General features: G+C 70.7%; 28 protein-coding genes and 1 pseudogene. 11 read left to right on the top strand and 18 right to left on the bottom strand.

Annotation, left to right across the window (positions count from 1 at the left end):
• Positions 1–108: 108 nt before the first annotated feature.
• A complete protein-coding gene (locus ACZ7IF_RS14935) occupies positions 109–312 on the bottom strand; it encodes a cold-shock protein (protein WP_470969820.1) in 204 nt (67 codons plus the stop codon).
• A gap of 342 nt (positions 313–654) precedes the next feature.
• On the opposite strand from ACZ7IF_RS14935, the gene ACZ7IF_RS14930 reads away from it, so the two are divergent.
• Complete coding sequence (locus tag ACZ7IF_RS14930) at positions 655–1923, top strand: ATP-binding protein (protein WP_470969815.1); 1269 nt, start codon at positions 655–657, stop codon at positions 1921–1923.
• A gap of 28 nt (positions 1924–1951) precedes the next feature.
• Here the strand turns inward: ACZ7IF_RS14930 and ACZ7IF_RS14925 are convergent, their stop codons facing one another.
• The 4 genes from ACZ7IF_RS14925 to sigJ all read right to left on the bottom strand — a co-directional run bounded on the left by ACZ7IF_RS14925 (position 1952) and on the right by sigJ (position 4471).
• Positions 1952–2224: a hypothetical protein gene (locus ACZ7IF_RS14925; protein WP_470969811.1), complete on the bottom strand. Its 273-nt coding sequence runs from the start codon at positions 2222–2224 to the stop codon at positions 1952–1954.
• Between the two features lie 63 nt (positions 2225–2287).
• Positions 2288–2863 carry a DUF5994 family protein gene (locus tag ACZ7IF_RS14920; protein ID WP_470969806.1) on the bottom strand — a complete coding sequence of 192 codons (576 nt, stop codon included), beginning with the start codon at positions 2861–2863 and terminating at the stop codon, positions 2288–2290.
• 126 nt (positions 2864–2989) lie between these two features.
• On the bottom strand, positions 2990–3496 hold the full coding sequence (locus tag ACZ7IF_RS14915; RefSeq protein ID WP_470969802.1) for an anthrone oxygenase family protein: 507 nt from the start codon (positions 3494–3496) through the stop codon (positions 2990–2992).
• Between the two features lie 21 nt (positions 3497–3517).
• Positions 3518–4471, bottom strand: a complete 954-nt coding sequence (gene sigJ, locus ACZ7IF_RS14910) for an RNA polymerase sigma factor SigJ (protein ID WP_470969797.1) — start codon at positions 4469–4471, stop codon at positions 3518–3520.
• 172 nt (positions 4472–4643) lie between these two features.
• Between sigJ and ACZ7IF_RS14905 the strand changes: the two genes are divergently transcribed.
• The gene (locus tag ACZ7IF_RS14905) at positions 4644–5048 is read left to right on the top strand and encodes a hypothetical protein (RefSeq protein ID WP_470969793.1); all 405 of its coding nucleotides are present in this window, start codon (positions 4644–4646) and stop codon (positions 5046–5048) included.
• 698 nt (positions 5049–5746) lie between these two features.
• Here the strand turns inward: ACZ7IF_RS14905 and ACZ7IF_RS14900 are convergent.
• Together ACZ7IF_RS14900 and ACZ7IF_RS14895 are read right to left on the bottom strand one after the other, a co-directional pair.
• Positions 5747–6409: a response regulator gene (locus tag ACZ7IF_RS14900; protein ID WP_470969789.1), complete on the bottom strand. Its 663-nt coding sequence runs from the start codon at positions 6407–6409 to the stop codon at positions 5747–5749.
• Positions 6406–7557 carry a sensor histidine kinase gene (locus ACZ7IF_RS14895; protein ID WP_470969786.1) on the bottom strand — a complete coding sequence of 384 codons (1152 nt, stop codon included), beginning with the start codon at positions 7555–7557 and terminating at the stop codon, positions 6406–6408. Before ACZ7IF_RS14895 ends, ACZ7IF_RS14900 begins: the two co-directional genes overlap by 4 nt.
• A 193-nt stretch (positions 7558–7750) precedes the next feature.
• Here ACZ7IF_RS14895 and ACZ7IF_RS14890 point away from each other — a divergent pair, with 193 nt between their 5' ends.
• The gene (locus ACZ7IF_RS14890; RefSeq protein ID WP_470969782.1) at positions 7751–8089 is read left to right on the top strand and encodes a DUF6223 family protein; all 339 of its coding nucleotides are present in this window, start codon (positions 7751–7753) and stop codon (positions 8087–8089) included.
• 263 nt (positions 8090–8352) lie between these two features.
• Here the strand turns inward: ACZ7IF_RS14890 and ACZ7IF_RS14885 are convergent, their stop codons facing one another.
• Positions 8353–8694, bottom strand: coding sequence for a MerR family transcriptional regulator (locus tag ACZ7IF_RS14885; RefSeq protein WP_470969779.1), 342 nt, complete (start codon positions 8692–8694; stop codon positions 8353–8355).
• A 687-nt stretch (positions 8695–9381) separates the two neighbouring features.
• On the opposite strand from ACZ7IF_RS14885, the gene ACZ7IF_RS14880 reads away from it, so the two are divergent.
• Positions 9382–9741, top strand: a complete 360-nt coding sequence (locus ACZ7IF_RS14880; protein WP_470969775.1) for a hypothetical protein — start codon at positions 9382–9384, stop codon at positions 9739–9741.
• Positions 9742–9817: 76 nt separating this feature from the next.
• On the opposite strand, the gene ACZ7IF_RS14875 is transcribed toward ACZ7IF_RS14880, so the two are convergent.
• Together ACZ7IF_RS14875 and ACZ7IF_RS14870 are read right to left on the bottom strand one after the other, a co-directional pair.
• Positions 9818–10033, bottom strand: coding sequence for a DUF2267 domain-containing protein (locus tag ACZ7IF_RS14875; RefSeq protein ID WP_470969772.1), 216 nt, complete (start codon positions 10031–10033; stop codon positions 9818–9820).
• 93 nt (positions 10034–10126) lie between these two features.
• On the bottom strand, positions 10127–10561 hold the full coding sequence (locus tag ACZ7IF_RS14870) for an Hsp20/alpha crystallin family protein (RefSeq protein ID WP_470969768.1): 435 nt from the start codon (positions 10559–10561) through the stop codon (positions 10127–10129).
• A 128-nt stretch (positions 10562–10689) separates the two neighbouring features.
• Here ACZ7IF_RS14870 and ACZ7IF_RS14865 point away from each other — a divergent pair, with 128 nt between their 5' ends.
• Positions 10690–11352 (top strand): HSP18 transcriptional regulator, encoded by a 663-nt coding sequence (locus ACZ7IF_RS14865; protein ID WP_470969764.1) that lies wholly within the window; start codon positions 10690–10692, stop codon positions 11350–11352.
• Between the two features lie 416 nt (positions 11353–11768).
• Complete coding sequence (locus tag ACZ7IF_RS14860) at positions 11769–12245, top strand: cupin domain-containing protein (protein WP_470969761.1); 477 nt, start codon at positions 11769–11771, stop codon at positions 12243–12245.
• A 237-nt stretch (positions 12246–12482) separates the two neighbouring features.
• Here the strand turns inward: ACZ7IF_RS14860 and ACZ7IF_RS14855 are convergent, their stop codons facing one another.
• Positions 12483–13124 carry a TetR/AcrR family transcriptional regulator gene (locus tag ACZ7IF_RS14855; protein ID WP_470969757.1) on the bottom strand — a complete coding sequence of 214 codons (642 nt, stop codon included), beginning with the start codon at positions 13122–13124 and terminating at the stop codon, positions 12483–12485.
• 203 nt (positions 13125–13327) lie between these two features.
• Between ACZ7IF_RS14855 and ACZ7IF_RS14850 the strand changes: the two genes are divergently transcribed.
• A complete protein-coding gene (locus tag ACZ7IF_RS14850) occupies positions 13328–14530 on the top strand; it encodes an NAD(P)/FAD-dependent oxidoreductase (protein ID WP_470969753.1) in 1203 nt (400 codons plus the stop codon).
• 464 nt (positions 14531–14994) lie between these two features.
• Here the strand turns inward: ACZ7IF_RS14850 and ACZ7IF_RS14845 are convergent, their stop codons facing one another.
• Together ACZ7IF_RS14845 and ACZ7IF_RS14840 are read right to left on the bottom strand one after the other, a co-directional pair.
• Complete coding sequence (locus ACZ7IF_RS14845) at positions 14995–16275, bottom strand: acyltransferase family protein (RefSeq protein WP_470969749.1); 1281 nt, start codon at positions 16273–16275, stop codon at positions 14995–14997.
• A gap of 534 nt (positions 16276–16809) precedes the next feature.
• Positions 16810–17709 carry an RNA polymerase sigma-70 factor gene (locus ACZ7IF_RS14840; protein WP_470969744.1) on the bottom strand — a complete coding sequence of 300 codons (900 nt, stop codon included), beginning with the start codon at positions 17707–17709 and terminating at the stop codon, positions 16810–16812.
• A gap of 168 nt (positions 17710–17877) precedes the next feature.
• Between ACZ7IF_RS14840 and ACZ7IF_RS14835 the strand changes: the two genes are divergently transcribed.
• Together ACZ7IF_RS14835 and ACZ7IF_RS14830 are read left to right on the top strand one after the other, a co-directional pair.
• Positions 17878–18936, top strand: a complete 1059-nt coding sequence (locus tag ACZ7IF_RS14835) for an NAD(P)/FAD-dependent oxidoreductase (protein ID WP_470969740.1) — start codon at positions 17878–17880, stop codon at positions 18934–18936.
• A gap of 38 nt (positions 18937–18974) precedes the next feature.
• Positions 18975–19391 (top strand): annotated as a pseudogene (locus ACZ7IF_RS14830) (LmrA/YxaF family transcription factor); the annotation flags it as partial.
• A 290-nt stretch (positions 19392–19681) separates the two neighbouring features.
• Here the strand turns inward: ACZ7IF_RS14830 and ACZ7IF_RS14825 are convergent.
• Complete coding sequence (locus ACZ7IF_RS14825) at positions 19682–20668, bottom strand: helix-turn-helix transcriptional regulator (protein ID WP_470969735.1); 987 nt, start codon at positions 20666–20668, stop codon at positions 19682–19684.
• 262 nt (positions 20669–20930) lie between these two features.
• On the opposite strand from ACZ7IF_RS14825, the gene ACZ7IF_RS14820 reads away from it, so the two are divergent.
• Positions 20931–21122, top strand: a complete 192-nt coding sequence (locus tag ACZ7IF_RS14820) for a hypothetical protein (RefSeq protein WP_470969731.1) — start codon at positions 20931–20933, stop codon at positions 21120–21122.
• A 43-nt stretch (positions 21123–21165) separates the two neighbouring features.
• On the top strand, positions 21166–21402 hold the full coding sequence (locus ACZ7IF_RS14815; protein WP_470969728.1) for a hypothetical protein: 237 nt from the start codon (positions 21166–21168) through the stop codon (positions 21400–21402).
• Between the two features lie 653 nt (positions 21403–22055).
• On the opposite strand, the gene ACZ7IF_RS14810 is transcribed toward ACZ7IF_RS14815, so the two are convergent.
• The 4 genes from ACZ7IF_RS14810 to ACZ7IF_RS14795 form a co-directional block, all read right to left on the bottom strand.
• On the bottom strand, positions 22056–22370 hold the full coding sequence (locus ACZ7IF_RS14810) for an SCO5918 family protein (RefSeq protein WP_470969724.1): 315 nt from the start codon (positions 22368–22370) through the stop codon (positions 22056–22058).
• A gap of 49 nt (positions 22371–22419) precedes the next feature.
• Positions 22420–22824 (bottom strand): CBS domain-containing protein, encoded by a 405-nt coding sequence (locus ACZ7IF_RS14805; protein WP_470969719.1) that lies wholly within the window; start codon positions 22822–22824, stop codon positions 22420–22422.
• A gap of 47 nt (positions 22825–22871) precedes the next feature.
• A complete protein-coding gene (locus tag ACZ7IF_RS14800) occupies positions 22872–24392 on the bottom strand; it encodes a DEAD/DEAH box helicase (RefSeq protein ID WP_470969715.1) in 1521 nt (506 codons plus the stop codon).
• A 321-nt stretch (positions 24393–24713) separates the two neighbouring features.
• Positions 24714–24917 (bottom strand): cold-shock protein, encoded by a 204-nt coding sequence (locus tag ACZ7IF_RS14795; protein ID WP_403733636.1) that lies wholly within the window; start codon positions 24915–24917, stop codon positions 24714–24716.
• Between the last annotated feature and the right edge of the window lie 950 nt (positions 24918–25867).

Below are 25867 nucleotides of genomic sequence, written 5' to 3'. Positions count from 1 at the left end.
CCCCCCCCCCCCCCCCCCCCCCCCCCCCCCCCCCCCCCCCCCCCCCCCCCCCCCCCCCCCCCCCCCCCCCCCCCCCCCCCCCCCCCCCCCGCCGTGCGCGCGTCGGCGTCAGGCGGGAACGATGTTCTCGGCCGTGGGGCCCTTCTGGCCCTGTGCGACGTCGAAGCTCACCTTCTGGCCTTCGCGCAGCTCGCGGAAGCCCTGGACGGCGATGTTCGAGTAGTGGGCGAAGACGTCGGGGCCGCCGCCCTCCTGCTCGATGAAGCCGAATCCCTTTTCCGCGTTGAACCACTTGACGGTACCGGCAGCCATGTAATTTCTCCTTCGGGGAACATCCGCATCCGCACTGTGCGGATACTGCGTCGCCGCGATGATCACCCGGCCGGAAAACCGGAGACGAAAAAGTGCTCCCAGTGGCCGGAGCCGCCTGGGGGTGCTTGAAGTTTCGGGAACCACAACTGCAACTGGGATCGACATTAGCACGGTAAAAGTCGCCGAAGCGGTCGAATCTCTCCGCTATTTCAGTGCGGTAAAAACCCTCATCGCGCGCCCCCTTGAATCCTCATCCCGCCGGGACAGATATCGGCGCTCCGGGGTGCGCGTCCCGCGCGCACCGGCCGATGATGGCAGTGGGGCGAGGACGCGGAGCTGAGCATGACGGGTTGGCGTGTCAGGGACTACACCCAGGACGATCTCGAAGCGGTGATCCGGGTCGACGCGGAGAGCGGCACGGCCGAGGAGCCACCGCTCTTCCCGCTCTCGGACGCCGTGGCGGCCCTCCAGGCCCTCCACCCGGCGGTGGTGGCCACCGCGGACGAGGAGGTGGTCGGCGCCGCGGTGAGCAGGGTGGAGGGTGACCGGGCGTGGATCCTGCGCATCGGCATGGCGCCCGCCTGGCGGCACCAGGGGCTGGGCAGCGACCTGATCACCGCCCTGGAGCACCGGCTGTTCGCGGGCGGTGTCCGGACGGTGCACGCGGTCCTGCCCGACGGTGAGACCGGTGCCACCGCACTGCGCGACTGCGGCTTCGGCGCCCGTCCGGGCCTGGTCTTCTTCGAGAAGCGCGGGCGAGTGACCCCTCAGGCGGTCGGCCTGCTCGCGTCCCTGGGCGCGGAGCTGCCGCCCGGGGACCTGTGGCAGAAGGTGGCGGGCATGCAGCGGGAGAAGGAGCTCATCGAGCGACGCCTGGTGCTGCCACTGGCCCATCCGGAAATGGCCGCTCAGCACGGGGTCGAGCCGCCGCGGGCGGTGATGCTGTTCGGGCCGCCCGGGACGGGGAAGAGCACGTTCGCGCACGCGGTCGCCAGCCGGCTGGGATGGCCGTTCCTCGAACTGTTCCCCGCCCGGCTGGCGGCCGAGTACGGGCTGGCCAGCGGGCTGAACCGGCGCTTCGACGAGATCGCCCGGCTCGACCACGTCCTGGTCTTCATCGACGAGGTCGAGGAGATCGCCGGGACCCGGAGCGGTGCGGACGCGACCGCGGTCGGTGTCGTCAACGAACTGCTCAAGGCGATCGTCCGGTTCCGGGGCCAGGACGGGCGGCTGCTCGTCTGCGCGACGAACGACGTGACCGCGCTCGACTCCGCGTTCCTGCGGCACGGCCGTTTCGACTACGTGCTCCCGATCGGCCCGCCCGACGACCGCGCGAGGACCGCGCTGTGGGAGAGCTACCTGACCCGGGCGGGCGCGGAGGCCGACAGCGCGGCGCTGGCGTCCGCCAGCGAGGGGTTCACCCCCGCCGACATCGCCCATGTGGCGCGCACCGTTTCCCAAGTGCAGTTCGAGCGCACCTTCGACACCGGAACCAGGGCCCGCCCCACCACCGCGGACTACCTGCGCACCATCGGCGAGACCAGGCCCACGGTCAGCGCCGCCATGGCCCAGGAACTCCTCCACCAGACCGAGAAGTTCGCCCGCATCTAACCCGCCTCTTCTCCAACCCGCCTCTTCGCTAGCCCGCCTTCTCCTCCTCGGCCTCCATGTGCCGGATCCCCTCGTGGGTGAGGGTGACCATCGCCGGGGTGTTGCCGGGGTCCCAGTCGACGGTGATCAGTCCTTCGCCGGCCAGGTACGTGCAGGCGGCGGCCAAGTCCTGTTCCGGCACGCGGAGGTCGCGCCGCAGCTGCGCTCCGGTGATGCCGAGGAGGCGGTTGCCTTCGACGGCCTCGTACAGGACCCGTAGCACCTGTTCGCGGTAGGTCTTGCGTTCGCGCAGTGTGGCCATGACCGCGTCCTTTCGTGTGCGGGCTGGGCTCCGGTACGGCCGTGACGACGGTCTCCGCGGAACTCACCTCCAGCCGTCTCCGGGCAGGGGGAGGGAGCTTCGGTCCATCCGGTTCCCGAAGGGGGACATGCAGGCTCCGCCTTCGGCCTCCCAGGTGCTCTCCTGGCTCCGGGGGTTGCGCATGTCGCGGCTGATGGCGGCTTCGTTGGCGATGAGGGCGCCCGCGGTGAGGACACTGCCGGGTATCGCCGCGGCGGCCATCAGGCGGGCGGCGGCCGCCGGCCCGGTCTCGGGCGGGATGACCAGCAGGTCCCAGCGGCCGACGCTCAGGGAGAGCAGGATCAGCTTGTCCGGGTGCTGTTCGGTGAACCAGCCCACGTGGACGGTGTGCCCGGCGACGGGCACCCTGTGCGGGATGACGGGCCAGCGCGTGGGATTGACGGTGACGCGGGTGATGCGTCCCCACGCCTCGTCGAGTGCGGCCGCGAGAGGCGGCAGCTCGGCAGTGAGGTCGCGGGAGTAGGGCCACCAGGCCCCGTCGAGCTGGCCTGCGAGGGTGGTCTTCGGAGTGAGCGAAAGGCGTGCCGGGAACTCTGCGGCGAGGTCGCGGGGCGCGGTCCGGTCGAGGGTGGTTGTCATGGTGCGGACCTGCCCCCGGGCTGCCCGTCGGTAGCCCGGTTTTTCGTGGTCGCCGGAAATGACACCCGCGTGGGAGCCGGTGTGCGAAGTACTCCCGGTTCTTTTACTGTACGCCGGTTCGGCCTACTATGACCCTGAATGACCAGGTATTTTGCCTTTCCGGCAGGCGGCGGTGGAGCGGGTGCGCCTCAGGGAGAGGACGATCAGCAGAGCGAACGCGGTGAGGGCGGTGAGCGTGCGCAGGTTGTTGAAGAGTTCCCAGCGCCGCAGGATCTCCGCGTGATCGACCGGTGCCGAGGTGAGCGCCCATTCCTTGATCCGGCCGTTGATCGGCACATTGCCGAGCCGGGTCGTCAGGAAGGACGCCAGGGTCAGCAGGGCTGCCGTACCCGCGATCAGCCGGGCGCGGCCGCGTGTCAGCGTCGCGAGGGCGAGGGAGCTCAGCGTTGACACCGCCATCGCCGCCTGCATGGTGATGCCGTTCATCTTCATCAGCTCGGCGTGGAAGGACAGCCGCATGTCGAGCGGCACCGCGTTGAAGGTGGGGACGAGGTTGGCCGCGCCGTAGCCGAACGCGCCGGCGAGGAGGCCGGTGGCGAGCAGGGCGAGTCCCTGGAGGAAGCGGATGCGCATGTCCGTTTTCATGACGGCGGGTCAGCCCTGTCCGTTCTCGGTCCACGGGCGGAGCTTCTCCGGGTTGCGGACCGCCCAGATGCGGGTGATGCGGCCGCCGGTGAGGCTGAACGCCGCCACGGTGACGGTGACGCCTGCGAGCTGGGCGACCAGGCCGGGCCGGCCGTTGACCGTCCGCTCCAGGAGCGTCAGCCCAGGTGCCTTGTCGGCGATGTGGATCAGGTACTCGGCGATGCGCTCGCTGCCTTCGACCGGGCGCAGGACGGTGCCGACCAGGCCGCCGCCATCGGCGGTCAGCGTGGCGCCGGGGTCGAGGAGGCCGACGAGGGCCTTGATGTCCTTGGCCTCCCACGCCTCCTTGAAGCCCCGCACCAGAGCGGCCTGCCCGGCCGCCGCAGCCGCCGGAGCCCGCGCGGCGCCGATGCGCCGACGGGCCGAGGACGCCAGCTGCCGGCAGGCCGCGGGCGTCCGGCCGACGATCTCGGCGATCTCGGCGAAGGGGTACCGGAAGACGTCGTGCAGGATGAACGCCACGCGTTCGGCCGGGGTCATCGACTCCAGTACGACGAGGAAGGCCATGTTCACCGACTCGTCCAGGGTGACCCGGTCGGCGGGGTCGGCCGGCTCGGCCCCGCCGCCGCTCGCCGGTCCGCCGGACCACTCCGTACGGTCGGGCAGCGGTTCGGGTATCCACGCGCCGACGTAGCGCTCGCGCCGGGCCCGCGCCGAGCCGAGCACGTCCAGGCAGATACGGCTGGCCACCGTCGTCAGCCAGGCACCGGGAGACTCGACGGCCTCCTGCCGCCGGCGCGACATCGCGTACCAGCGGGTGTAGGTCTCCTGCACGGCGTCCTCGGCCTCGGCCAGCGAACCGAGCAGCCGGTAGGCGAGGTTGATCAGCTGGCGCCGCTCGTCGACGACGGCGCTCAGGCCCGGCTCGGACCGTGCGTGCCCTGGCTCGGATGGGGTGCTCATGGGCGCGACCGCTCCCTGGTTCTTCTCGTCCGGTTCCGCTCTCGGCACTTCGACGAAACACCGCACCGGAGTGTGAGGCCGGCGCTTCGCCTCACATTTCGGGGAGCTGCGTCGTCGGACCACCGAGACACTACTGATCCATCGCCGCGAGGCAGAAGAGGGGGACCGCGTCATGGCCACACAGACGACGGCAGTACCGGGCAGAGTCACGTTCCTGCAGGTCGCGATAGTCCTGCAGACCTTGGCCCTCTCCTTCCAGGCGGTCACCGCCGGACTGCTGCTGTCCTCGTCGACCGGCTACGCACTGCACGACGCCGGATCGAAGGTGATGTACGGCGCGTCGATGCTGTACGTGATCGCCGCGATCCTGGCGTGGCGGCCGGGCGGCGGGTCACCCCGCCCCATCCTGTACGCGTCCGGCTTCCTCGTGCTCGCTTCGACGCAGGTGGTGCTGGGCGTCATGCACGTCCCGTCGCTCCATGTCCCCCTGGGCATCCTGATGTTCGGCCTGAGCGTGCTGGCGCTGGGCCTGATGCTGTCCACCCGCTCGTCGAAGCGCACCGGCACCCGGGCGTAGCCGCCGCGCGTTGCGGGCCTGCCAGGCAGGGGGCGCCGGGCAGGCCGAGCGTGTAGAGGGCGGTGTCGAACTCCTTGGTGAAGAACTCCTCCCGGATCTCGGTCGGGCTCTGGCCCTCGTTCTGCTGCTGCAGGACCGCGTCCTTGTACTGCAGGAGGAACGTGTTGACCTGCGCCTCCGCCCTGAAGGACAGCCGGGCGGCACTCGCGGCCGACAGGTGGTGACTCCGTGCCTGCGCGGGCAGTACCAGCAGGCCGGGGCCTGCCAGCAGCATCGCGGCGCACGCGCCGATCACCGCTCCGCGCAGCTTCGTACGGTGGGACATGCGAACCTCTCCGAGGTGGCCGGAAATCTGACGCGAGCACCCTCCCAACGCCCCGCCCGCCCGCGGTATCGGCCATCCGGGGCGGGCCCACCCCGGCCCCCGAGCGGGCCGCGAAACACCCCCGACACCCCAAGAGGCGAAAGGTTCCCGCGCCGGCCGCCCCCCTCGCCACCCCGCGTGCCAGGAATACCCGTACAGCCGGTGGTGCAGGGCGGGAACGACGCGAACGGAACACGCGCGACCGTCCCGCAGCCGCCCGCCCGACCCGAGGCCGTGCCCGCCGCCCTCTCCCAGGCTGCCCCGCACCCGCTCGCCGGCTTCGATCGCGACCGCACGGTCGGCACCGCCCGCGCGCACCGAGCTCGCCGACCGGTCAGGGTTCGCGCGGGGTCACCAGGCCGGATTCGTAGGCGAGGATCACGAGTTGGGCGCGGTCGCGGACGCGCAGCTTGGTCATGGCACGGTTGACGTGGGTCTTCGCGGTCATCGGGCTGATCACCATCCGGTCGGCGATCTCGTCGTTGGACAGGCCCTGCGCGACCAGGGCGACGGCCTCGCGTTCCCGGTTGGTCAGTTCCTCCAGCCCCGTTCGGGCACGGGTGTCGAGCGGCTGGGCGACGTACCGGTTGATCAGCTTGCGGGTGATCGACGGTGCGAGCAGGGCGTCCCCGCGCGCGGCGACGCGCACGGCGTGCAGGAAGTCCTCCGGCACGATGTCCTTGACGAGGAATCCGGTCGCGCCGACGCGCAGTGCGTCGAAGACGTACTCGTCGAAGCCGTAGTTGGTGAGGATGACGACGTGCACTCCGGCCAGGGCCGGATCCGCGGCGATGCGCCGGGTCGCCTCGATGCCGTCCATGACCGGCATCTGGATGTCGACGAGCGCGATGTCGGGCAGGTGCGCCTCGACCAGGGCCAGGCCCTCCCGTCCGTCGCCGGCCTCGGCCACCACCTCGATGTCGTCCTCCAGGTCGAGGAGGGCGCGGAATCCGCTGCGGATGAGCGGCTGGTCGTCCACCAGCACGACACGGATCACGACGACCGGTCCACGGGGAGTTCGGCCCGGACGGTGAAGCCGCCGCCCGGGAGCGGTTCGGCGCGCAGCCGGCCACCGAGGGCGGTGACCCGCTCGCGCATGCCGAGCAGCCCGAAGCCCGGCTCGGGGGCCGTGCCCGGCGAGGCCTTGCCGTCGTCGTCGACGCGTACCGCGATCGCATCCGGACGCCAGTCGATCCCTACCGATGCCGTTGCGGCGTGCGCGTGGCGGGCGATGTTGGTGAGCGACTCCTGGACGATCCGGTAGACGGTCCGGTCCACCGCGGCCGGCACCTCGTGGCGCTGTCCCCCGATCGTCAGCGTCGCGTCCAGACCGAGGGTACGGGCCTGTTCCACCAGCCCCGGGACATCGTCGAGCCCGTGCGGCGGGGCCGTGTCGTCGTCGCGCAGAGCCTCCAGCGTCGCGCGCAGCTCCCGGCTCGCCTCGCGACCGGCCGTCTGGATCGCCAGCAGGGCCTCCGGCACCTCCTCACCCCGCCTGCGGGCCACGTGCACGGCGACTTCGGCCTGCACCTTGATGACGGAGATCTGGTGGGTGAGCGAATCGTGCAGTTCCCGCGCGATGCGCAGGCGCTCCTCGTCGGCGCGGCGCCGAGCGGTCTCCTCCCGGGTGCGCTCGGCCTCGTCCGCCCGCCGCTCGGCCTGCCGCAGCGCCTCGCCGGCGGCCCCGGCGGCGATCAGCCAGGCGATCTCCAGGGCGCCCCGGGACCGCGCGAGCGCCTCACCCGTGTCGTGCGTGCCCGAGACCAGGGCGGCGACGGGGAGGGCGGCGAGCATGGCGACGCTGGCCGCGATCGTGGGAGTACGGCGGCCGGCCCGTACGGCCGCGTACACGGCGAACAGGTACGCGACGGCGGGCACGTCGAAGCCGGCCGCCTGGTACCCGACGGCGCAGAGGCCGGTGACGGCCAGGACCGCGACCGGGGCACGGCGGCGCGCGACGAGGACGAGGCCGCCGGCCGTGAGGAGCGCGTAGCCGAGCAGGTCGACCGGGCCGGGGCCGGTGCTGGAGTGCCGGCCGGAGAGGCCGGTGATCAGCAACGCCGCGGCCACGCCGATGGCGATCGCGCCGTCCGCGACGGCCGCTCGTACGCCGGCTCGCAGACCGGACCGTGCTGTGCTGCTCATGGGCGCAACCTACCCAAGCAACGCCTCTGCCGGGTCCGTCCCACGGACGAGGGTCCGGCTACCGCGCGCGCAGTACATCCGCGGCGGCCTGCCGCATCCGTGGCAGTGCGAAGAGTCTGCGTTCGCCGGACGACCGGAGGCGGGCCCGGCGGACATGCTCGGACGGCAATCCATCGCAGGAGAAGGAGCCCTCATGTTCGTCCGGTACGCGCTTGCCGAGGTCCAGCCGGTCGCCGTCAGTGTCTTCCACGTGAGCGCCGGGCGGGCGGGTGCCACCACGGCCGCAGTGCTCGGGCTGATCGGCGTGGTCGCCGGCCGGCGGGCCCTCCGCCGCTCCTGGCGGCCCGGGGCCGTCGTGGCCCTGTCGGCGGGACTGATCGCCTTGGCCCTCGGCGGGCTCGTCGCAGCCACCGCCTCCGGCGGCCTCGGCACCGGCAACGGCCTGGGCGGAGCCTATGTCGGCCTGCTGGTGGGGCTGATCGCGACGGGCCTCGGCGGGCGTGCTCTGGCCCGCTCCCGGCCGGCCGGCTGACGCCGGGGAAGGCGGCGCAGGCCCCTCCGGGCAGGGCCTTCCTGCGAGTTGGGGCACGCGGAGGGTACGGCGAGCGCCGAGAGGTCTGGATGAGGTCGGCGAAGGGAGCCTGACGGCGGGCGGGCGGGGTTGTTCATGTCCCCGTCGCCCTGAGGGCGGCAGATCGCGCCGGGCCCGAGCGGCCGGGGCGGCACACGGCCTCGGTCGCCCGCGCCGCGCGCGCAGGCGACACCACCGCGTACTGCGCCTGGCAGGCGTGGTCGTCACATCGCAGCTGGTGGATCGGACGCCTCGGCGGTGCGGCGGTATTCGGCGTTGATGCGCTGGGCCTCTTCCAGCTGGTCCTCGAGGATGATGATGCGGCAGGCGGCCTCGATGGGTGTACCCCGGTCGACCAGTTCCCGGGCCCGGGCGGCGATGCGCAGCTGGTAGCGGGAGTAGCGGCGGTGTCCGCCCGCCGAGCGGAGCGGGGTGATGAGGCGGGCTTCGCCGATGGCGCGGAGGAAGCCCTGGGTGGTGCCGAGCATGGCGGCGGCCCGGCCCATCGTGTAAGCGGGGTAGTCGTCGTCGTCGAGACGATCGTCGAACGAGTCGTGTGCTGTCATCTGCACCTCTCTCTGGAACGCGTGGAGGGGCCCTGGTGCCGTACGGCACCAGGGCCCCGAAGGAACTGCTTCACCATCCGCCGACCCTAGTATTGCGTCGGCCTTCTGTTTCCGCGGGCCTGGCCTGCACTCGGCCGGGGGCGCGGGGATCGCGGTTGCTTGACCGGAGACCACCTCACTGTCGATGTCCTGCGGTACCCGGGTTCGGTCTTTCGCCCCGGGCGATCCTGATGGCGGTCAACTCCTCCGTTCTTCCCTCTGAACCGATCACTTGCCAAGCGGGGGACTGCGTACTGCGTTACTGCTGACGGCGGCCCCTTTGCTGCGGGCCACCCGGTCCGGTCGTCAGTTCCGTCGCCGTCCTACGACAACCCTGGCTTCGGAACTCCACCACCGGACCGTCCTGCGCACTGCGTGTACTGATGCCCGGCAGTTCGTCCCTCCGGGCCTTGCTCGATCTCGGCTACGAGAGAAACCGTACCCATCCCGGCATCGAATGTCTACTCCAGCCACGATAGATTTTTGTGTGTTCGGTAAAGAGGTAATCGGACTCGAACGCGACCTGATCAGGATGTGGGCAGGCGGGAGCGGGCGCGGCCTGCGGTTGTCCCGGCGCCTCGGCGTGCCGAGTGAACGGATCGCATGCGCCGGGTCCGCAGGGCGTGGCGGGCCATAGAATTGGTTCCCATGTCGAAGCCTGACGAGCTGCTCGTGAACGTCGCTGCCCTGGTGGAGTCCGGGCAGAGCACCCAGATGTCCCTGACCGTGGTCACCGGCGGTGCCGTGATCACCGGCCGGCTCGCTCCCGAAGCCGTGTGGCGGCAGCGAGTGTCGGAGGTGCTGGAGGATTCTGACCGGCTGGGCGAGTTCTCCGGCGCGTTCACCACCGCGCCACGCAGGGAAGCGCCGCCCACGCACCTGCACTTCCATGTGGCACGGATCCTGCAGGGAACCATGGGCATCCCGGAGACGGGTGGCATGTACCGCGTATCGATCGAGGACATCACGGCTTGGACCGTGGGCGACTTCAGCTACTCCGACCACTGATCCACCCCTGCGACAGGAACCTGTCGGCAGGGGTGAGGACCCGGGCGGGCCGGGGCCTCACCCCTGCCGGGCGGGGTCAGGCGGCGGGCTGACGCTGCCGCAGTTCTGCCCGGCCGAAGAGGAGGGCGTAGGTCTCGGGGAGCCGGGCGGCGAGCTCGGCCCGCACGGTGCCGACCAGGTGTGCGCCCAGCAGGGCCAGGACGACGCGGGCCGCGCGTTCGGCTTCTTCCCGGGTCGGGTACTCGCCGCGTTCCTGGACGTGCTCCAGGAAGGCTTCCCGGCGCATCGACATCTCACGTCACCTCCGGAGGAGGGGGTGGGTGCGGAGGACGGGGTGCCGGAGGGGGATCGGGTGCCCCGTCCTCCGCCGCTCGTACCAGCCTGGTCAGCCGGAGATCTGCTTGCGGCCGGACTCGCGGCCGATGGCGATCTTCCGCGGCTTGGCGCGCTCGGCGATCGGGATCCGCAGCGTGAGGACACCGGCCTCGTAGTCGGCTTCGATGTGCTCGGTGTCGAGGGTGTCGGCCAGCACGATCTGGCGGGAGAAGACACCGAGGGGCCGCTCGGAGAGCTCCATCTGCACGCCGTCGGACTTCTCCGCGGGCCGGCGCTCGGCCTTGACGGTCAGCATGTTCCGCTCGACGTCGATGTCGATCGCCTCGGTGCTGACGCCGGGGAGGTCGAAGGCGATCACGTACGTGTCGTCGTCACGGTAGGCGTCCATGGGCATCACGGACGGCTTCGACCACGTGCCCGACGCGCCCGAAAGCTGCTGAATGATCCGGTCCATCTCGCGGAACGGGTCGGTGCGCATCAACATCGCGAAACACCTCCAATTGGTTCAGGCAGGAACTGCCAATGCGCTTCAACGTGCTCCCGTTGTAACATGTCATCGAAACGATGACAAGCAAGAAGTCATCTGGAGGATGACAGACCCCGGAGACCGTCATGACCGAGGCCGCAGAGCCGACCACCCCCGTCCCCTTCATCGCCGCCGCCGCGGCGCTGGAGGCCATCGACCAGGCCGTCAAGGGCGCGCAGCAGGCCTCCGCGAGCGCGCCGACCGCCGTGTCGGCACCGGACGCGGGACCGCACCCGGCTCTGGCCGCACTGCTGATGCTGCGCGAGGTCCGCGAGCAGCTCGCCGGCTGGGAAACGGGTCTGATCGAAACCGCCCGCGGCCAGGGCGCCAGCTGGGCCGACCTCGCCGGTCCCCTCGGAGTCGCCAGCCGCCAGGCCGCCGAACGCCGCTACCTCCGGATGCGCCCCGGCAAGGCCGGAAGTACGGGCGAGGAACGGGTCCAGGCCACCCGGGACAACCGTGCCGCCGACCGCAACGTCAACGCCTGGGCCCGCGACAACGCGGCGGACCTGCGCCGTCTCGCCGGCCAGGTCACCGCCCTCACCGGCCTGCCCACGGGCGCCGGGGGCGCCATCGGCGACCTGAACCAGGCCCTCGCCCACAACGACGCCGCCCGCCTCGTCCGGCCCCTCGCCGACTCCCGTGCCCACCTGCGGCCCGAGGACGCAGAACTCGCCGACCGCATCGACGCCATGACCCGACACGCCGACCGGCTCCGCCAGGAGACCCACGACCAGCGCAGCCCGTGATCCGTCAGCGACGAAGGCGCAGGTCGCCGACCTGGGCCTTCCTGGAAGAGCGGATGACGGGAATCGAACCGAGGCGGATTCATGACCTCCGGATTCCGGTTTGCTGTGGCATCCGGTGGGTACGGCTGTGCTCGGACGTGATCCGAATGACGCGACGTCCGTTCACCTGTCTTCAACGGTCCCTCTGGCAACTGCGGAATGGGCCACGTTCACAGGAGCGGTTGGCGATGCTGCATGGCCCCCATGGCCCCCATGGCCTGTCCGGGGACGCTGTCCCTGCCGTGCCGCGGCAACCGTCCGTGCGGTCGGCGACGTGCGGTCGGCGGGCGCGGCCCGCCCCGAGCGCGTCGACTGCCGCGGAATCCGACCAAGCCCCACCCGTACGGCGTACCGCCTTCGTTGACCGGGAGAGAAGCATGACCATCAAGGACATCGGGCCGGAACCCCAAAGCTTCGACCTTGAGGAGGCGACGCTCGAGAACGCGAACTATCGCGCGGTCGCCTGGTCTGGGAAGCACCTTCAACTGACCCTCATGTCGATCCCGGTGGGTGAGGACATCGGCTTGGAGGCGCACCCGGAGACCGACCAGTTCCTACGGCTCGACGCAGGCCGGGGACGCGTCCAGATGGGCCGCACGAAGGATCGACTCGACTTCGACCGGGAGGTCGAGGACGGCTGGGCGATCTTCGTGCCCGCCGGCACGTGGCACAACGTCACCAACATCGGTGACGAGGCCCTGCAGCTCTACGCCGTATACGCGCCGGTCCACCACGCGTCGGGCAAGATCCACGCGACAGCCGCCGAGGCGGAGCGCGACGAGGACTCGGACAACGACGAGCCGCCGAGCTGGTCGGTCCAGCCTGCCCAGCAGCCACCGGACGAGCACGCCTGACCAGCGACCCGACGCCCGTCACGGCACTTGTGGCACGCGAATGGCGCGCGGGCCCCAGATGGGTCTAGACAACAAACAAGCCCCAGGTTGCTGACCCGGGGCTTTGTCGTGGAGTGGATGACGGGAATCGAACCCGCTCCACAAGCTTGGGAATCACCCGGCGCCTGAGCATGGGAATGGGCTCTGACCTGCGGAAACGGTCGGCATCGGTGCCGGCCGGCGTGGGGAGCCGTCGTCTTACGGGCTGTCCGCCCCGTGTTCCCTGATCGCTGCCTCTACCAGGGCGCGCGCCGCCCAGGTGATGGCCTCCTCCTCGGCCTCCGGGCCGAGACCGCGGACGTCGCGCAGGGCGATCTGCGCCTCCCAGCCGACCACGATGGTCAGGGCCGAGATCAGCCGCTGGTACGACTCCTGGCTCAGGGTGTCGCGGAGCGGTTCGCAGGCCTGCTCCAGCCACTGGATCCGGCGGGGGCCGCGACGCGGCCCGGTCGGCTCCGGAGTCTCGTCTGCCGGTTGATCGACGGTCAGGCGGATCAGTCGGCGGCCGAGGGGAAGCGACTGCGGTGAGTACTTCAACAGCGTCCTTATGAGGGCGTCCACCCGGCCCGCGGGGTCGCCGGCCAGTGCGGGGTCGTTCAGCGCTTCCTCGACCGGGGGCTCGTTGAGCGCGCCGGCGGTCGCGTCGATCAGCAGGTGGTCGAGGCTCGGGAAGTACGCGTAGACCGTGCGCCGAGACACGTCGGCGGCGACCGCGATCTCGTCGATGGACGGCGTCGCTCCGCCGGCGCTCAGCCGGACCGCCGCGTCGACGATCGCCTTGCGGGTGCGGCGGCGCTGCGCTTCACGCCCGCCGCGGCGGACCGGATCGTCACTGGTCATCGTGGCCTCTCGCTCCCGGATCGGGTCGGTGGGGTCTTGACGCCCCCTCAGGGGATAAGTATATCTTCATGCAGTCGCTGCACAGCAGTGCAGTGACCGCACGGTCGTGAACTTGATGGTGGGGCAGGTCACACAGGCGTACCTGTCACAGGAACCTGAGCGTCGGTGTCTTGAGGCCGACCCCTTGAAGTGGAGGACGCACCATGAACGAGAACACCGATGTGATCGTGATCGGCGGAGGGTACGCGGGCGTCATGGCGGCCAACCGTCTGACGCAGCGCGGTGACGTGACGGTGACGCTGGTCAATCCGCGCCCGGACTTCGTCCACCGCATCCGCCTCCACCAGCTGGTGGGCGGGACCGACGCGGCGGTCGTCGGCTACCGGGAGGTCCTGGCCGAGGGCGTACGGCTGGTGGTCGACAGCGTGACCCGGATCGACTCGGCCGGGCGTGCCGTGGAGCTGGCGGGCGGCGGCACGGTCGGCTACGACTACCTGGTCTACGCGGTGGGCAGTGGCAGCGCCGACCCGAGCGTGCCCGGGGCGGCCGAGTTCGCCTATCCCATCGGCACCTTCGAGGAGGCCGGGCGGCTGCGGCCGGTCCTCGACGCCGCGTCCGCGACGTCCGCGGTGACGGTGGTAGGAGCCGGTCCGACCGGGATCGAGACCGCCGCCGAGCTTTCGGAGGCGGGCCGCGCCGTGACGCTGGTGTGCGGCGGGGAGCTCGGCCCGTACCTGCACCCCCGGGGCCGGCGCTCGGTCGCCCGGCGGCTGGCCAAACTCGGGGTGACCGTCCTCGACGGCCCCGGGGCGAAGGTGACGGCCGTGACCCGCGACGCCGTACGGCTCGCCGACGGCCGCACGCTGTCGAGCGAGGTGACCATCTGGACCGTCGGCTTCGGCGTACCGGACCTGGCGGTGCGCAGTGGGCTGAGCACCGACGCCCTGGGCCGGCTGCTCACGGACGAGACGCTGACCAGCGTGGACGACGTACGCATCATCGCCGCCGGGGACTCGGCGGCGCCGTCGGGCCTGCCGCTGCGGATGAGTTGCCAGGCCGCGATGCCGATGGGCGCGCGCGCCGCCGACACGGTGCTGGCCCGGATCGCGGGTGAGCGGCCCGAGACCCTCAACCAGTCCTTCGCGGCCCAGTGCATCAGCCTGGGCCGGGCAGACGGCATCTTCCAGTTCGCCAACCGGGCCGACGTCGCGGTGTGGTTCAAGATCGACGGCCGCCTGGGCGCGAAGCTCAAGGAGGCGGTGTGCAAGGGCGTCGTCAAGCACCTGGCCGACGAGGCGGGCAAGCCCGGCGCGTACCGCCTGCACCGCGTCTCGGGAGGCGCCACGCGACAGCGACTGCTCCAGGCCGGGCAGGCCGAAGCGCCGGTGGCAGTGGCCGCGCTGTGAGCATCGGGGCGCAAGGCGACGACAGGGTGACGTTCGGCCGTTTCCACGATGCCGTGAACAGCGGCGATCCGGAGGTCATCTCGAAGACGATCGACGAGGTCGTCGAGCCGGACGTGCTGTTCCACGCGCCGATACCGATTCGCAGGCGGCAGGATCGCCGAGATCTGGGGGGTCGTCGACGTCTTCTCGCAGATGCGGCAGCTCGGCATGCTTCCCGGAGCCGGTCAGGGGGAGGCGCCGACCGAGCGAGCCGACGGTCGGGCATGAGCCCCCTTGCCGCCCGGCACCAGCAGGCAACCCGGCACCCCGTTGCCGCAGTTGGGGCACGCGCATGGCGTGCGTGCCCCGAGAGGTGTGGGCAACGAACAAAGCCCCAGGTCGCTGACCTGGGCCTTCTTGTGAGCGTCGATGACGGGAACCGAACCCGCGCCACAAGCTCGGGAATCCCCCGGTGCCTGGGTTCGTCACGGGTCGTTGACCTGCGGAGACGCACTTCTCGTGGATGCTTTCGGGGCCTCCGGAAGGCTGCTCGCCAGTGGCTTCCGCCTGCTCTTGTGGGGGGCGGGGGATCGCGCCGTCAGCGCGGGCGAGCCGTCGATGTCCTGGGGGCTGGGCCCGTACCGGCCTGCGCGGGGTCTCAGCCATCTGCTGAAGGCCTTGGCCGCAGGGCGTTCGATGAAGCGGTGCACCAGCCAAGACGTCGTGAGCAGGACTGATAGCAGTGCGCCGAGCAGAACCCAGGGCGGCATCAGGTTGTGGAGGAGCCGGATGGCCTCCCAGCCGGGCTTCTCGTGCAGGAGGTACAGCGGGAAGGTGAGCGAGCCGGCCTTGACGAGCCAGCGTCGGTTGAGGGGCGGGGGTTGTTTCAGGGTCAGGCCCAGCACGGTCAAATAGAAGGCGGTCACCACGGTGAGGGCGATGGGCAGGGACAGGGGGCTCTTGACCGATCCTTCGGCCGAGGTCACCAGCAGGCGCAGCTGGTCTTGGGCGAGCAGCCAGGAAACGCAGAGCAGCAACGAGGTCGCCGGGGTCGGCCCCACGCGGTGCATGAGGTACATCAGTACGCCCGCGGTGAAGAACGGGGCGGCACTCGGCATGGCCATCGAGGTGAGCAGAGGGATGCCGCAGTGCGGTGCGAGCGCGGCCGTCAGGAGCCACAGGGCGCAGAAGGCGAGGACCCGCCGGTAGGTGAGTCCTGTCGCGCAGACGATGGAGAAGAGCAGGTAGAAGCGCAGCTCGGCCCAGAGGGTCCAGTAGGAAGGATCGATGTTGCGTACGCCCAACGGCTCTTGGAGCATCGTCAGGTTCGTCAGGATCCGGGTGGCGGTGAATCCCGTGTTCCCGTCGCGGGTGAAGAACAGCACCACTGTCGTGAACAGCACGGCGAACCAGTAGGCGGGGTACAGGCGGATCAGCCGTGACACCGCGAAGTCGCCGACGCTCCGGCCCCAGCACGACATGCAGATCACGAATCCGCTGATCAGGAAGAAGAGTTCGACGCCGAGCCAGCCGTACGAGGCGATCGGCTGGAACGTGGGGAAGGCCTTGGCGGTGGCGACACCCCATCTGTGTGAGGACCAGTTGTCGAACGCGCAGAAGTGGAAGGTGGTGACCATGAGCGCCGCGACGAGGCGGAGTCCGTCGAGAGAGTAGAGCCGACCGTTGCGGGTGGAGCCGGCCGGACGTGCTGGAGGCGGCGGTGCCGCGCCGTCCTCGGGGCGGTCGAGAGCGCGTTGACTGATCACGGATCCGGGTTCTGTCGAGCGGGGGCATTCCCTGGAAGCGGGCAACGGCGGGCTGCTGGGCAACCGTTGCGACGGCCGGCCCGATGGGCGATGACTGCGGATTCCCTATGGCCGTCGATGCCTCCCGGACGGAAGTGCTGCGTGTGCCCGTCAGTTGCCGGGGATGAGTCTGGCCACTGTTGACCGGGTTCGCGGTATCGCTGCGGCCGTCCGGGTGAATCAAGGCGGGGCGGTCTGCCACGGCTCATGTCGGCCGGTGCCGTCGTGGACGCGGCCCACCAGGCCCAGGTCGCTGACCTGGGCCTTCTCTCAAGAGCGGATGACGGGAATCGAACCCGCGCCATAAGCGTGGGAATCTCTGGCGCGCAGATCATCCAGATGGCTTCTGACCCGCCGTTTCCTGTCCCGACGGCCTCCGCCTGGACTGCCTCTGAGCACCGGTTCCGGCCGCCGTTCACCGCCCTGACGGGCACGGATGGGGCACGTCCCTCACGATGGTGGCCCAGATCGTCGGCCGACGCCCCCACCCGCGACTCAGCGGCTCATGGCGGTCTCCCGTTCCATGTGCGTCAGCTTCTCGGGGTTGCGCACGGAGTAGAGCCCGGTGATGAGACCGTCCTCGATCCGCATGGCCACGACCGTGTCGATCGCCCCGTCGATCCGCATGATCAGAGCCGGGTGGCCGTTGACCTGTGCCTGCTCCACCGTCACCTGGGGGCCGAACACGGCCACGCCGGCGGCCAGGGCGCGGGCCACCTTGTCGGCCCCCACCACGGGCCGCGGCATGGCCTGCTTGATGCCGCCGCCGTCGCTCAGGGCGACGACGTCCGGCGCGAGGAGGTCGAACAGGCTCTGCAGGTCCCCCGTCTCCAGCGCTCGTTGGAAGGCCCCGAGCGCGGCCCGTGTCTCGGCCGCGGAGACGACACCGCGGGGTCGGCGCGCGGCGACGTGCGACCGGGCCCGGTGGGCGATCTGGCGGACCGCGGCCGGGGTCTTGTCGACGGCCTCCGCGATCTCGTCGTACCCGAGGCCGAACACCTCGCGCAGTACGAACACCGCCCGCTCGGTCGGCGCGAGCGTCTCCAGGACCAGCATCATCGCCATCGACAAGCTGTCGGCCAGCTCCACGTCCTCGGCCACGTCCGGCACGGTGAGGAGCGGCTCGGGCAGCCAGGGTCCCACGTACGACTCCTTGCGCCGGGCGAGCGTACGCAGCCGGCCCAGCGCTTGGCGGGTCGTGATCCGGACCAGGTACGCGCGCTGCTCCCGCACCGTGTCGAGATCGACGCCCGACCAGCGCAGCCAGGTTTCCTGGAGCGCGTCCTCCGCGTCGGCCGCCGAGCCGAGCATTTCGTAGGCGATGGTGAAAAGCAGGTTGCGGTGGGCAAGGAAAGCCTCGGTGGCGGGGTCGGGACGGGAGTCGTCCTCGCTCATGCCGGTGTCTCCTGGTTCTTCACGTTCGGCTGTCTCACCCACAGGACGCCGGGCCCCACCGTCTTGTGACGCCGTCGGTGCTGTGACGTGCGACACGTCGGGGGAGTGTCACAGGGTTCGGCCCGCCGGCATCCCATGTCCGACCAGGCACACCGACAGGAGGCCGACATGAAGGTTGTAGTGGTGGGCGCCGGATACGCGGGCATGCTCGCGGCGAACCGGCTCGCCAAGAAGGTGAAGACCGCAGAGATCACGGTGATCAACCCGCGCCCCCACTTCGTGGAGCGCGTACGGCTGCACCAGCAGCTCGCGGGGACCGCCGCCGCCGCGTCCCCCCTCACCTCGATGCTGCGCGACGGAATCACCTCGCGGGTGGCTGCCGTCGACAAGATCGGCGACGGCAGCGTCGCGCTCGACGACGGCACGAGCCTCGACTTCGACTACGCGTTCCTCGCCGTGGGCAGCACGGTGCAGCCGATGCCGGGAACGGTCCCGGTGGGCACCTGGGAGGGGGCTGAACAGGCTCGCGTGGCACTCGCCGCGCTTCCCGCGGGCAGTACGGTCACGGTCATCGGGGGCGGCGCGACGGGTATCGAGACAGCGGCCGAGGTGGCCGAGGCGCGGCCCGACTTGCGGGTGCGGATCGTCGGTTCGGCGGTCGCCGTGGGCTTCTCCCACCGGGCGCACCAGCGGGTCCGGTCCGGACTGGCAGGGCTGAAGGTCGACATCGTGGACGACGGCGTCACGCAGGTCGCCGACGGCGTCGTGCACCTTCGGTCGGGAGCGGCGTTCGCCTCGGACCTGACCCTGTGGGCGATCGTGTCGGGCGTCCCCGACCTTGCGGCACGCAGTGGTCTCAAGGTCGACCCGGAAGGCCGTGCGCTCGTGGACGAGTACCTGCGCAGCGTCGACGACGAACGGATCTTCGTCGTGGGCGACTGCGCGGCAGTACCCGGAGCCCGCTTCGCCTGCGCGCTCGCCACGCCGCAGGCCGCTCACGCGGCCAACACCCTGGCCCGTCTGATCGAGGGTCGCAAGCCCGACCCGTACGCCCTGCGTTACGTCGCTCGGGCGGTCACGCTCGGACGGAAGAACGCGGTGGGCCAGTTCACCCGCCCCGACGACACCCTCCGGCGGGCTTGCGTCACCGGGCGCACCGCGGTCGTGATCAAGGAGCTGGCGTCCCGCGGCGGGAAGTACGGCGCCCGCACGGGCACCGGCGCCTGAACACCGGGCCCGGTCGGGCCCGGACACCATCCCCTCTCAGCAGCCACGAGCTCGCGGCGGTCCTCCGCGAGGCCCTGGACAGCGAGGAGGACCCGGGCGCGGCCGTGGAGGTCTGCGCCCGGCAGCTCGCCGAAGCGCTGCGTGAGTCGGGCTGGACCGACGGCTGCCCGGTCACAGCGGCGGCACCGGAAACCTTGGGCGCCGAGTCCGGGATCCAGCAGGCATGCGCCGACGCGCTGCGCAGCTGGGAGCAGATGGTCACCGGCAAACTCCTGCGCTCCGGCTTCCAGGCCCGCGACGCCGGGGAGTTGGCGACCACCGTCGTCAGCGTCCTGGAAGGCGCCGAAGTGACGGCCCAGGTCAACCGCAGCGAGGAACCGCTACAGGTGACGGGCCGACAACTGGCCCGCTTGATCGGTTCCTATGGAGTGCCCGCCCGTAAGGACCACTTGTGATCGGGGGGCAGGACCCAGGCCGCCCTGCCGCCCGCATCAGGGGACCGGAAACAAGCACTCGGATCGCGATGGTGGCAAGGCTTCAGGGTTCGCAGGCACCGCTCCGGTGGTGGAGATGACGCCGCCCCGGTCGCTCGTGTCGATCACCACGGTCGGGAGGCCGGTGTGTCGCTGTCCTGCCGGGCAGGGCGTCCCGGCCTCAGGCCGCCGCCGAGTCCCCGGCCGGCGCCGGCTGCGCTCACGTGGGATGTAATCAAGCCCCTGGCCCGCCGTCCGCCGCCTCGGTCTGCTCAGAGCCAGCCCCGCTGGGCGGCCTTCAGGCCCGCCTCGAAACGGCTGCTGGCGTTGAGTCGTTCCATCAGCCCGGACATCTGGCGACGGACGGTCCGCAGGGACACCCCGAGGCGTTTGCCGGCCGCTTCGTCCGTCATCCCCGAGGCCAGGAGTCTGAGGAGTTCGAGCTCCCCCGCGGTGGGCTTCGCGTCGCTGGGGCGGGGCTGGTCCGCGCCGAGGGGGACGGCGGAGTCCCAGGTCTGCTCGAACAAGGTAAGGAGTGACGCCACGATGCCGGGCGCGTAGGTGCACAGGGCGCCTAGGCGGGAGTTGGCGGGGTCGATCGGTACGACGGCCACTTTTCGGTCGAAGATCAGCAGGCGGGGCGGCAGCAGCGGACTGGTGCGCACCTGGCCGCCCTCTTCCGTCAGCCACCGGGCGTACGCCAGCGTCATCGGATCATTGCGGGCGCTGTCCTGGTAGACGGAGCGCATCTGGACGCCGCGGCCCAGGACGCGCCGGTCGAGCGGGCGGGACGCCTCCAGGCTGGCCTCGGACAGGGCTCTGCCGGGCAGGATCGCCAGGCACTCCTGCGTCAGCCCGTGGGCGAGCTCTTCGAGCCGGCGCTGGATGGCGTCCATGCCGACGAGCCGTTCCGCACCGTCGACCTCGGTGTTCGGGCGGAGGTCCGCAAACTCGGAGACGACCCGCGCGGCGGCCTCCTTGCTGCGGGCCAACTCGGCTTGTCTGCGGGCAAGTTCCTCTTCCTGGCGGCGCAGGAGCAGCTCCAGGCCCAGGTCCGGGCTCACCGCGCGCAGTGCACCCGGGCTGTCCCGCGACGGCCTCAGCAGGTCGAGGTCGACGAGCCGGTCCAGGCCGTCCCGCACCTGCGCCTCGGTGAGTCCGAGGCGTGAGCACAGCTCCGCGACACCTTCTGACGGGTCTGCCAGCATTCCCCGGTACACGGCTTCAACGTCCGGTCCCAGCCCCAGCGATTGCAGCATTCCCAGCCCCCCAGCTGATCAGCGGCCACTCACGCGGGCGGCCGGTTCCGTGATCGTAAGCCACAGGTGGCACCAAGGTGACAGGCGTCTTGGTGTCAATCCAAAGCCCTTCTCCGCAGGTCAGACGGGCAGCAACATAGTGATCACCGGAACGGCGGGGCGAGAGTCCCCGACTCAGGCCAGAGTCGCAAGGACGATCCGGTACAGCGCGCAGCAGCAGTCACCCGAACCGCTCCACGACCCTTCGATCCAGGGGGATCCCATGTCCCGCACCGCCCGCACCGCCCGCACCGCCGCTGCCGCCGCCCTCTCCGCCCTGCTCTGCGCCGGAGTCGCCACGACCGCCTCGGCCGCCGTCACCGACGGGAGCACCAAGATCACTGCTGCCGGTCCGGGCAGCGTCAACTGGGACACCGCCCCGATGGCCGACACCAACAGCGTCAACTGGGACTAGTCCGGATGCGCATCATCCGCGCCTCGCTCGCCGGGACTCCCCGATGTCCCGCCCGGGCCGCCGCCCCCGTCACGGCCACGACCCTCGCGGCGGCCACGGTCTCGTCGTCCACCGCCGGTGGCCGATCAAGGGCGACCGGAACGGCGACGGCAGCGACAAGGTCGGCGTCTACAGCGCCGCGACCTCCGACTTCATCGGTGCCGCGAAGGACTCCAACACGGTGATCTACAACAAGCGCTTCGGCAACCCCGGCGGCGTGCCCATCACCGGCGCCTGGTAGAGCCCGCCGGCAGGGGCCGCAGGACCAAAAGGGCCGGGTGAGGCCCGAAAGGTCTGCACGACGACGAAGCCCCAGGTCGCTGACTTGGGGCTTTGCTGTGGAGCAGATGACGGGAATCGATCTGCAGGGCTCGCTGTGCAGTCAGGTAGGCGCTTGCTCTCGTTGCCCGCCAATCCGCTGCGACTCAGAGATCAACTCGACAAGGGTGACCGTAAGAAGCTCGCGTTCGCGAAGGACTTGAACGATCCGCAGCATGCAGCTTGGCGTCAACTGACCGACGAGAGTGCCCGGTGGACGGCCGGGCCATGTTCGCGTTCTTGTCTCCGCCCCCGGAATGCGCCGACACGGTGATCCTGGTCGTCTCCGAGCTCGTCACCAACGCCCCGCGTCGAGGACTCCAGCTCCCGCCCGCCGCGCACGCGCACACCCGACCTCGTCAACGGCACCGGCGGGTTCGGCCGGCACATGGCCCACGACCTCGCCGACGCCACCCTCGTCACCACCACGCCGGAAGGCGGCAAGACCGTACGCGCCCTCCTGCCCCGTCGGCCCTGCGGGTAGCCGCGGCCCGCGGGGTACGCGGAAGGGCCCGACCGGCGTGCCGGTCGGCCCCTCTTCGCTGTTCGGGTGGCGGCGCGCGCCGGCCACACCGGTCAGGCGGTCACGGGCGTGCCGAGCATCGCGGAGGCCCGCTGGAGGGGGCTGCGTACGCGTGTGGCCACGGCGGGCCGGGGAAGGCCTCCGCGGCAGGTGAAGCCGAGCTGGGTCATGGCGCGGAGGACTTCGCCGGCACTGAAGTCACGGCGGTCCTGGCGGGTGAGGACCTGGCCGACCTGCTTCACGGGGTAGGTGCGGCGGCCGATGATCACGGACTCGCCGAGGACCTGCTCGGGCTTGACGCCCTTCATGGACTCCAGGACGCCCGTCTTGGTCAGGTCGAACGGGAAGCGGGCGATGACACAGCGCATGATGCCTCACAGGGAGAAGAGGGGAACGGTCCGACCACGGTGGGGTGATTCAGCGGGCGAGGGCGAGGACGCCCAGAGCGTTGCCTTGTTCATCGACGACGGCCAGGGCGGCGAGCCCGCGGTAGCGCATCGCGTGCTCGGCCTCGGCCATCGTGGTCATGGGCGAGGTGAACGGCCCACGGTCACCGAGGACCTCGCGCAGACGGAGCCGGTCGGTGTACGCGGCGCTGTCGCGGATGGCGCTGAGCCGCTCCCGCGTGATCAGCCCGGTGCAGAGGCCGTCCTCGTCGCAGACGAGCAGATGGTCCGTGCGGGAACCGGCCGTGACGGCCAGGGCCACCTCGACGGTCATGTCGTCGCAGACCTGCGGACCGGCCGCTTCCATGGCGTCGTCCACCGTCCGGTGGACGAGGTCGGCATGCGCGGAGCGGCGTTGCATCTGGACCAGCGTCAAAAGGTGCCTCCTGCAGAGATGGGTCAGTTTCCGGATCACCTGGCTTCTCAGGCCGCCGCGTCGAAGGCGGACTGCCGCGCGCTCGCGCGCCGGGCGGCCGAGGCGGGCCCGCGCCGGCCGCGGGACGCCGCGCTGCGCTTGGGCCGCTCCGAGACCGGTGCGGTGATGGTGACCGGGATGCCGGAGGGGGCCTGGGCACCGGTGATCCGGTTCAGGGCCTCGTCGCCCGAGCGGATCTGGGTGGTGTGCGGGGTGATGCCCGCGGCCTGCATGAGGCGGGTCATGTCGCGGCGCTGGTTGGGGGTGACCAGGGTGACGACGCTGCCGGACTCGCCCGCGCGGGCGGTGCGGCCGCCGCGGTGCAGGTAGTCCTTGGGGTCGGTCGGCGGGTCGACGTTCACGACGAGGTCCAGGTTGTCGACGTGGATGCCGCGCGCCGCCACGTTGGTCGCGACCAGCACGGTGACGTGTCCGGTCTTGAACTGGGCCAGGGTCCGGGTGCGCTGCGGCTGGGACTTCCCGCCGTGCAGGGCCGCGGCGCGGACCCCGTTGTCGAGGAGGTCCTGGGTGAGGCGGTCCACGGCGTGCTTGGTGTCCAGGAACATGATCACGCGGCCCTCGCGGGCGGCGATCTCCGTCGTCGTCCGCTGCTTGTCGGCGCCGTGGACGTGCAGGACGTGGTGCTCCATCGTGGTGACGGCGCCGGCCGAGGGGTCCACCGAGTGCACGACCGGGTCGGTCAGGTAGCGCCGCACCAGCAGGTCGACGTTGCGGTCGAGGGTGGCGGAGAACAGCATCCGCTGCCCCTCGGGGCGCACCTGGTCGAGGAGGGCGGTGACCTGGGGCATGAAGCCCATGTCGGCCATCTGGTCGGCTTCGTCGAGAACGGTGACGGCGACCTGGTTCAGCCGGCAGTCGCCTCGGTCGATGAGGTCCTTGAGCCGGCCGGGCGTGGCGACGACCACTTCGGCCCCGGCGCGCAGCGCAGCGGCCTGGCGGTAGATCGGCATGCCGCCGACCACGGTGGCCAGGCGCAGCTTGACCGCCCGCGCGTAGGGGGTGAGCGCGGCGGTGACCTGCTGGGCGAGCTCACGCGTCGGTACGAGGACCAGCGCGAGCGGATGACCCGGCTCGGCGCTCTGGCCGGCCGTACGGGCGAGCAGCGCGAGGCCGAAGGCGAGGGTCTTGCCGGAACCGGTACGGCCGCGTCCCAGGACGTCGCGGCCCGCGAGGGTGTTGGGCAGCGTGGCCGCCTGGATCGGGAACGGCGTGGCCATGCCCTCACGGGTGAGCGTGGCGAGCAGCGGGGCCGGCATCGCGAGATCGGCGAACGCCTCGACGGCGGGCAGCGCGGGAGTGATCGTCTTCGGCGGTGCGAACTCGCCCTGGATCGCGGCGGGCCGACGACCGTAGCCGCCCGAGCGGCTCGGGGCTCCGGAGCGGCTCGGGGCCGAAGAGCCGAAGCGGCTGCTCCGGCTCGAACCGGAGCCGGCGCCGGCACCGAAAGAGGGGCGGCCGGTGCGGCTGCGGGTGCGGGAGGAGCGCTCGTTCGTACGTGTGGGGTTCATGCGGAACCTTCCTTGACGCGGCACGTATCAAGGAATTCCCGCAGCATAGGAGAGCGGCGCAGGGAATTGCGAGAACGGGCCGAATTGAATGCGAAAGCGGATCTGGCGGACAGGGAATCTGTACGGGCTCAGGCGCTGGAATGAGGTGGCGTCATGCGGACGCGACAACCAAAGAAATTGACTCGGGTGCGGTCCCAAGAGGGCCGGTCGGCCGAGTGCCTCAATGTTCAATACCGCGGGTGAACCCACCGCGGGAAATGCGTGCAGCTGGGGCCCGCACCCCGAGGGATGCGGGCCCCAGCTGCAGAATGCGTGTCAGGGTCAGGCGGGAACGATGTTCTCGGCCGTCGGGCCCTTCTGGCCCTGAGCGATGTCGAAGGTGACCTTCTGGCCCTCGTTCAGCTCGCGGAAGCCCTGGGCGGCGATGTTCGAGTAGTGGGCGAACACGTCAGCGCCGCCACCGTCCTGCTCGATGAAGCCGAAACCCTTTTCCGCGTTGAACCACTTGACGGTACCGGTAGCCATGTCATTTCTCCTTTGGGGCAATACACCGGCGTCTGCACTGTGCGGACGCCGTGTCGCCGCGATGATGCCCCGCCCGGTAAATGACCGGGAAATGCAAAGGGCTTCCAGCGGAATGAGTTCCGGCTGGAGGCGCTTCAAGTTCTTGGGTACCAAAACTGCAACCGAGATCGACAGTAGCACGCTGCAGCGGCTTGTGTGCGTTGAATATTTCCGTCGACTGTGGCGCGGTAGAAACTCTCTCCACTGGATCCATTAAATTCTCAGGTCGCGGTGACAGATATTGATTCGCCCCGAGCGCAGTGTTTTTCCGTGCTCGCCGCCGGCTCCGGCATGCGGTGTCGGGATCCCGCACGGCAGCGAACGGGAAGTCGCTGGTGTGGAGGCGGTCGGGGTGTCCGGAGCGGGCTCGGCGAGGCGGCGCGCGCCCTGGCGAACTGGGGAGCGCGGCGGGGCGGTTGCTCGTCCGCGTTACGGGTTGCGATCGGGCGAGTCCGCGCGCACCCGTGGAGCGGGTCACGCGAATTGCCGCTCGCGGTGCGAGACGGCATCGCGCTCCTGCGGTGCAAGTGGCGCGTGAAGAGCCTTCTGGCCAGGGCGGACAGCCCTTAGTCGGGGCACGGTGAGGGTCGAGAGGTCTGGGCAACGATGAAGGCCCAGGTCGCTGACCTGGGCCTTCTTGTAAGAGCGGATGACGGGAATCGAACCCGCGCTATAAGCTTGGGAATCCCCCGGCGCTTTGGGCTCTGTAGGGCTGTTGACCTGCGGAAATATGACTTGCGGGGGCCTTCCCCGAGGGCCTTGATCGGCCCCTGTTGACCGCTGTTTACCGTCCTGACCGGCACGTAGTTGCACGCGCCTGACGTAGCACATCACCGGGAGGTTGCGGAGGTTCGGGAGGCCGGAAGCGGCGGTGAGGCGACGACGCGGGCGCGCCAGTAGATGTCAGTGGT

The sequence above is a fragment of the Streptomyces sp. NPDC037421 genome (assembly GCF_055602105.1).
This window is presented reverse-complemented; position numbering and strand designations above follow the sequence as displayed.

What these genes read in the sequence shown, in the direction of transcription:
- ACZ7IF_RS14840 (WP_470969744.1), bottom strand. Translation starts at nt 17,709, where the DNA reads ATGAGCGAGGACGACTCCCGTCCCGACCCCGCCACCGAGGCTTTCCTT.
- ACZ7IF_RS14800 (WP_470969715.1), bottom strand. Translation starts at nt 24,392, where the DNA reads ATGAACCCCACACGTACGAACGAGCGCTCCTCCCGCACCCGCAGCCGC.
- ACZ7IF_RS14865 (WP_470969764.1), top strand. Translation starts at nt 10,690, where the DNA reads ATGACCGAGGCCGCAGAGCCGACCACCCCCGTCCCCTTCATCGCCGCC.
- ACZ7IF_RS14905 (WP_470969793.1), top strand. Translation starts at nt 4,644, where the DNA reads ATGGCCACACAGACGACGGCAGTACCGGGCAGAGTCACGTTCCTGCAG.
- ACZ7IF_RS14925 (WP_470969811.1), bottom strand. Translation starts at nt 2,224, where the DNA reads ATGGCCACACTGCGCGAACGCAAGACCTACCGCGAACAGGTGCTACGG.
- ACZ7IF_RS14855 (WP_470969757.1), bottom strand. Translation starts at nt 13,124, where the DNA reads ATGACCAGTGACGATCCGGTCCGCCGCGGCGGGCGTGAAGCGCAGCGC.
- sigJ (WP_470969797.1), bottom strand. Translation starts at nt 4,471, where the DNA reads ATGAGCACCCCATCCGAGCCAGGGCACGCACGGTCCGAGCCGGGCCTG.
- ACZ7IF_RS14825 (WP_470969735.1), bottom strand. Translation starts at nt 20,668, where the DNA reads ATGCTGCAATCGCTGGGGCTGGGACCGGACGTTGAAGCCGTGTACCGG.
- ACZ7IF_RS14860 (WP_470969761.1), top strand. Translation starts at nt 11,769, where the DNA reads ATGACCATCAAGGACATCGGGCCGGAACCCCAAAGCTTCGACCTTGAG.
- ACZ7IF_RS14885 (WP_470969779.1), bottom strand. Translation starts at nt 8,694, where the DNA reads ATGACAGCACACGACTCGTTCGACGATCGTCTCGACGACGACGACTAC.
- ACZ7IF_RS14815 (WP_470969728.1), top strand. Translation starts at nt 21,166, where the DNA reads ATGTCCCGCCCGGGCCGCCGCCCCCGTCACGGCCACGACCCTCGCGGC.
- ACZ7IF_RS14820 (WP_470969731.1), top strand. Translation starts at nt 20,931, where the DNA reads ATGTCCCGCACCGCCCGCACCGCCCGCACCGCCGCTGCCGCCGCCCTC.
- ACZ7IF_RS14915 (WP_470969802.1), bottom strand. Translation starts at nt 3,496, where the DNA reads ATGCGCATCCGCTTCCTCCAGGGACTCGCCCTGCTCGCCACCGGCCTC.
- ACZ7IF_RS14895 (WP_470969786.1), bottom strand. Translation starts at nt 7,557, where the DNA reads ATGAGCAGCACAGCACGGTCCGGTCTGCGAGCCGGCGTACGAGCGGCC.
- ACZ7IF_RS14870 (WP_470969768.1), bottom strand. Translation starts at nt 10,561, where the DNA reads ATGTTGATGCGCACCGACCCGTTCCGCGAGATGGACCGGATCATTCAG.
- ACZ7IF_RS14930 (WP_470969815.1), top strand. Translation starts at nt 655, where the DNA reads ATGACGGGTTGGCGTGTCAGGGACTACACCCAGGACGATCTCGAAGCG.
- ACZ7IF_RS14795 (WP_403733636.1), bottom strand. Translation starts at nt 24,917, where the DNA reads ATGGCTACCGGTACCGTCAAGTGGTTCAACGCGGAAAAGGGTTTCGGC.
- ACZ7IF_RS14880 (WP_470969775.1), top strand. Translation starts at nt 9,382, where the DNA reads ATGTCGAAGCCTGACGAGCTGCTCGTGAACGTCGCTGCCCTGGTGGAG.
- ACZ7IF_RS14875 (WP_470969772.1), bottom strand. Translation starts at nt 10,033, where the DNA reads ATGTCGATGCGCCGGGAAGCCTTCCTGGAGCACGTCCAGGAACGCGGC.
- ACZ7IF_RS14935 (WP_470969820.1), bottom strand. Translation starts at nt 312, where the DNA reads ATGGCTGCCGGTACCGTCAAGTGGTTCAACGCGGAAAAGGGATTCGGC.
- ACZ7IF_RS14850 (WP_470969753.1), top strand. Translation starts at nt 13,328, where the DNA reads ATGAACGAGAACACCGATGTGATCGTGATCGGCGGAGGGTACGCGGGC.
- ACZ7IF_RS14810 (WP_470969724.1), bottom strand. Translation starts at nt 22,370, where the DNA reads ATGCGCTGTGTCATCGCCCGCTTCCCGTTCGACCTGACCAAGACGGGC.
- ACZ7IF_RS14835 (WP_470969740.1), top strand. Translation starts at nt 17,878, where the DNA reads ATGAAGGTTGTAGTGGTGGGCGCCGGATACGCGGGCATGCTCGCGGCG.
- ACZ7IF_RS14890 (WP_470969782.1), top strand. Translation starts at nt 7,751, where the DNA reads ATGTTCGTCCGGTACGCGCTTGCCGAGGTCCAGCCGGTCGCCGTCAGT.
- ACZ7IF_RS14920 (WP_470969806.1), bottom strand. Translation starts at nt 2,863, where the DNA reads ATGACAACCACCCTCGACCGGACCGCGCCCCGCGACCTCGCCGCAGAG.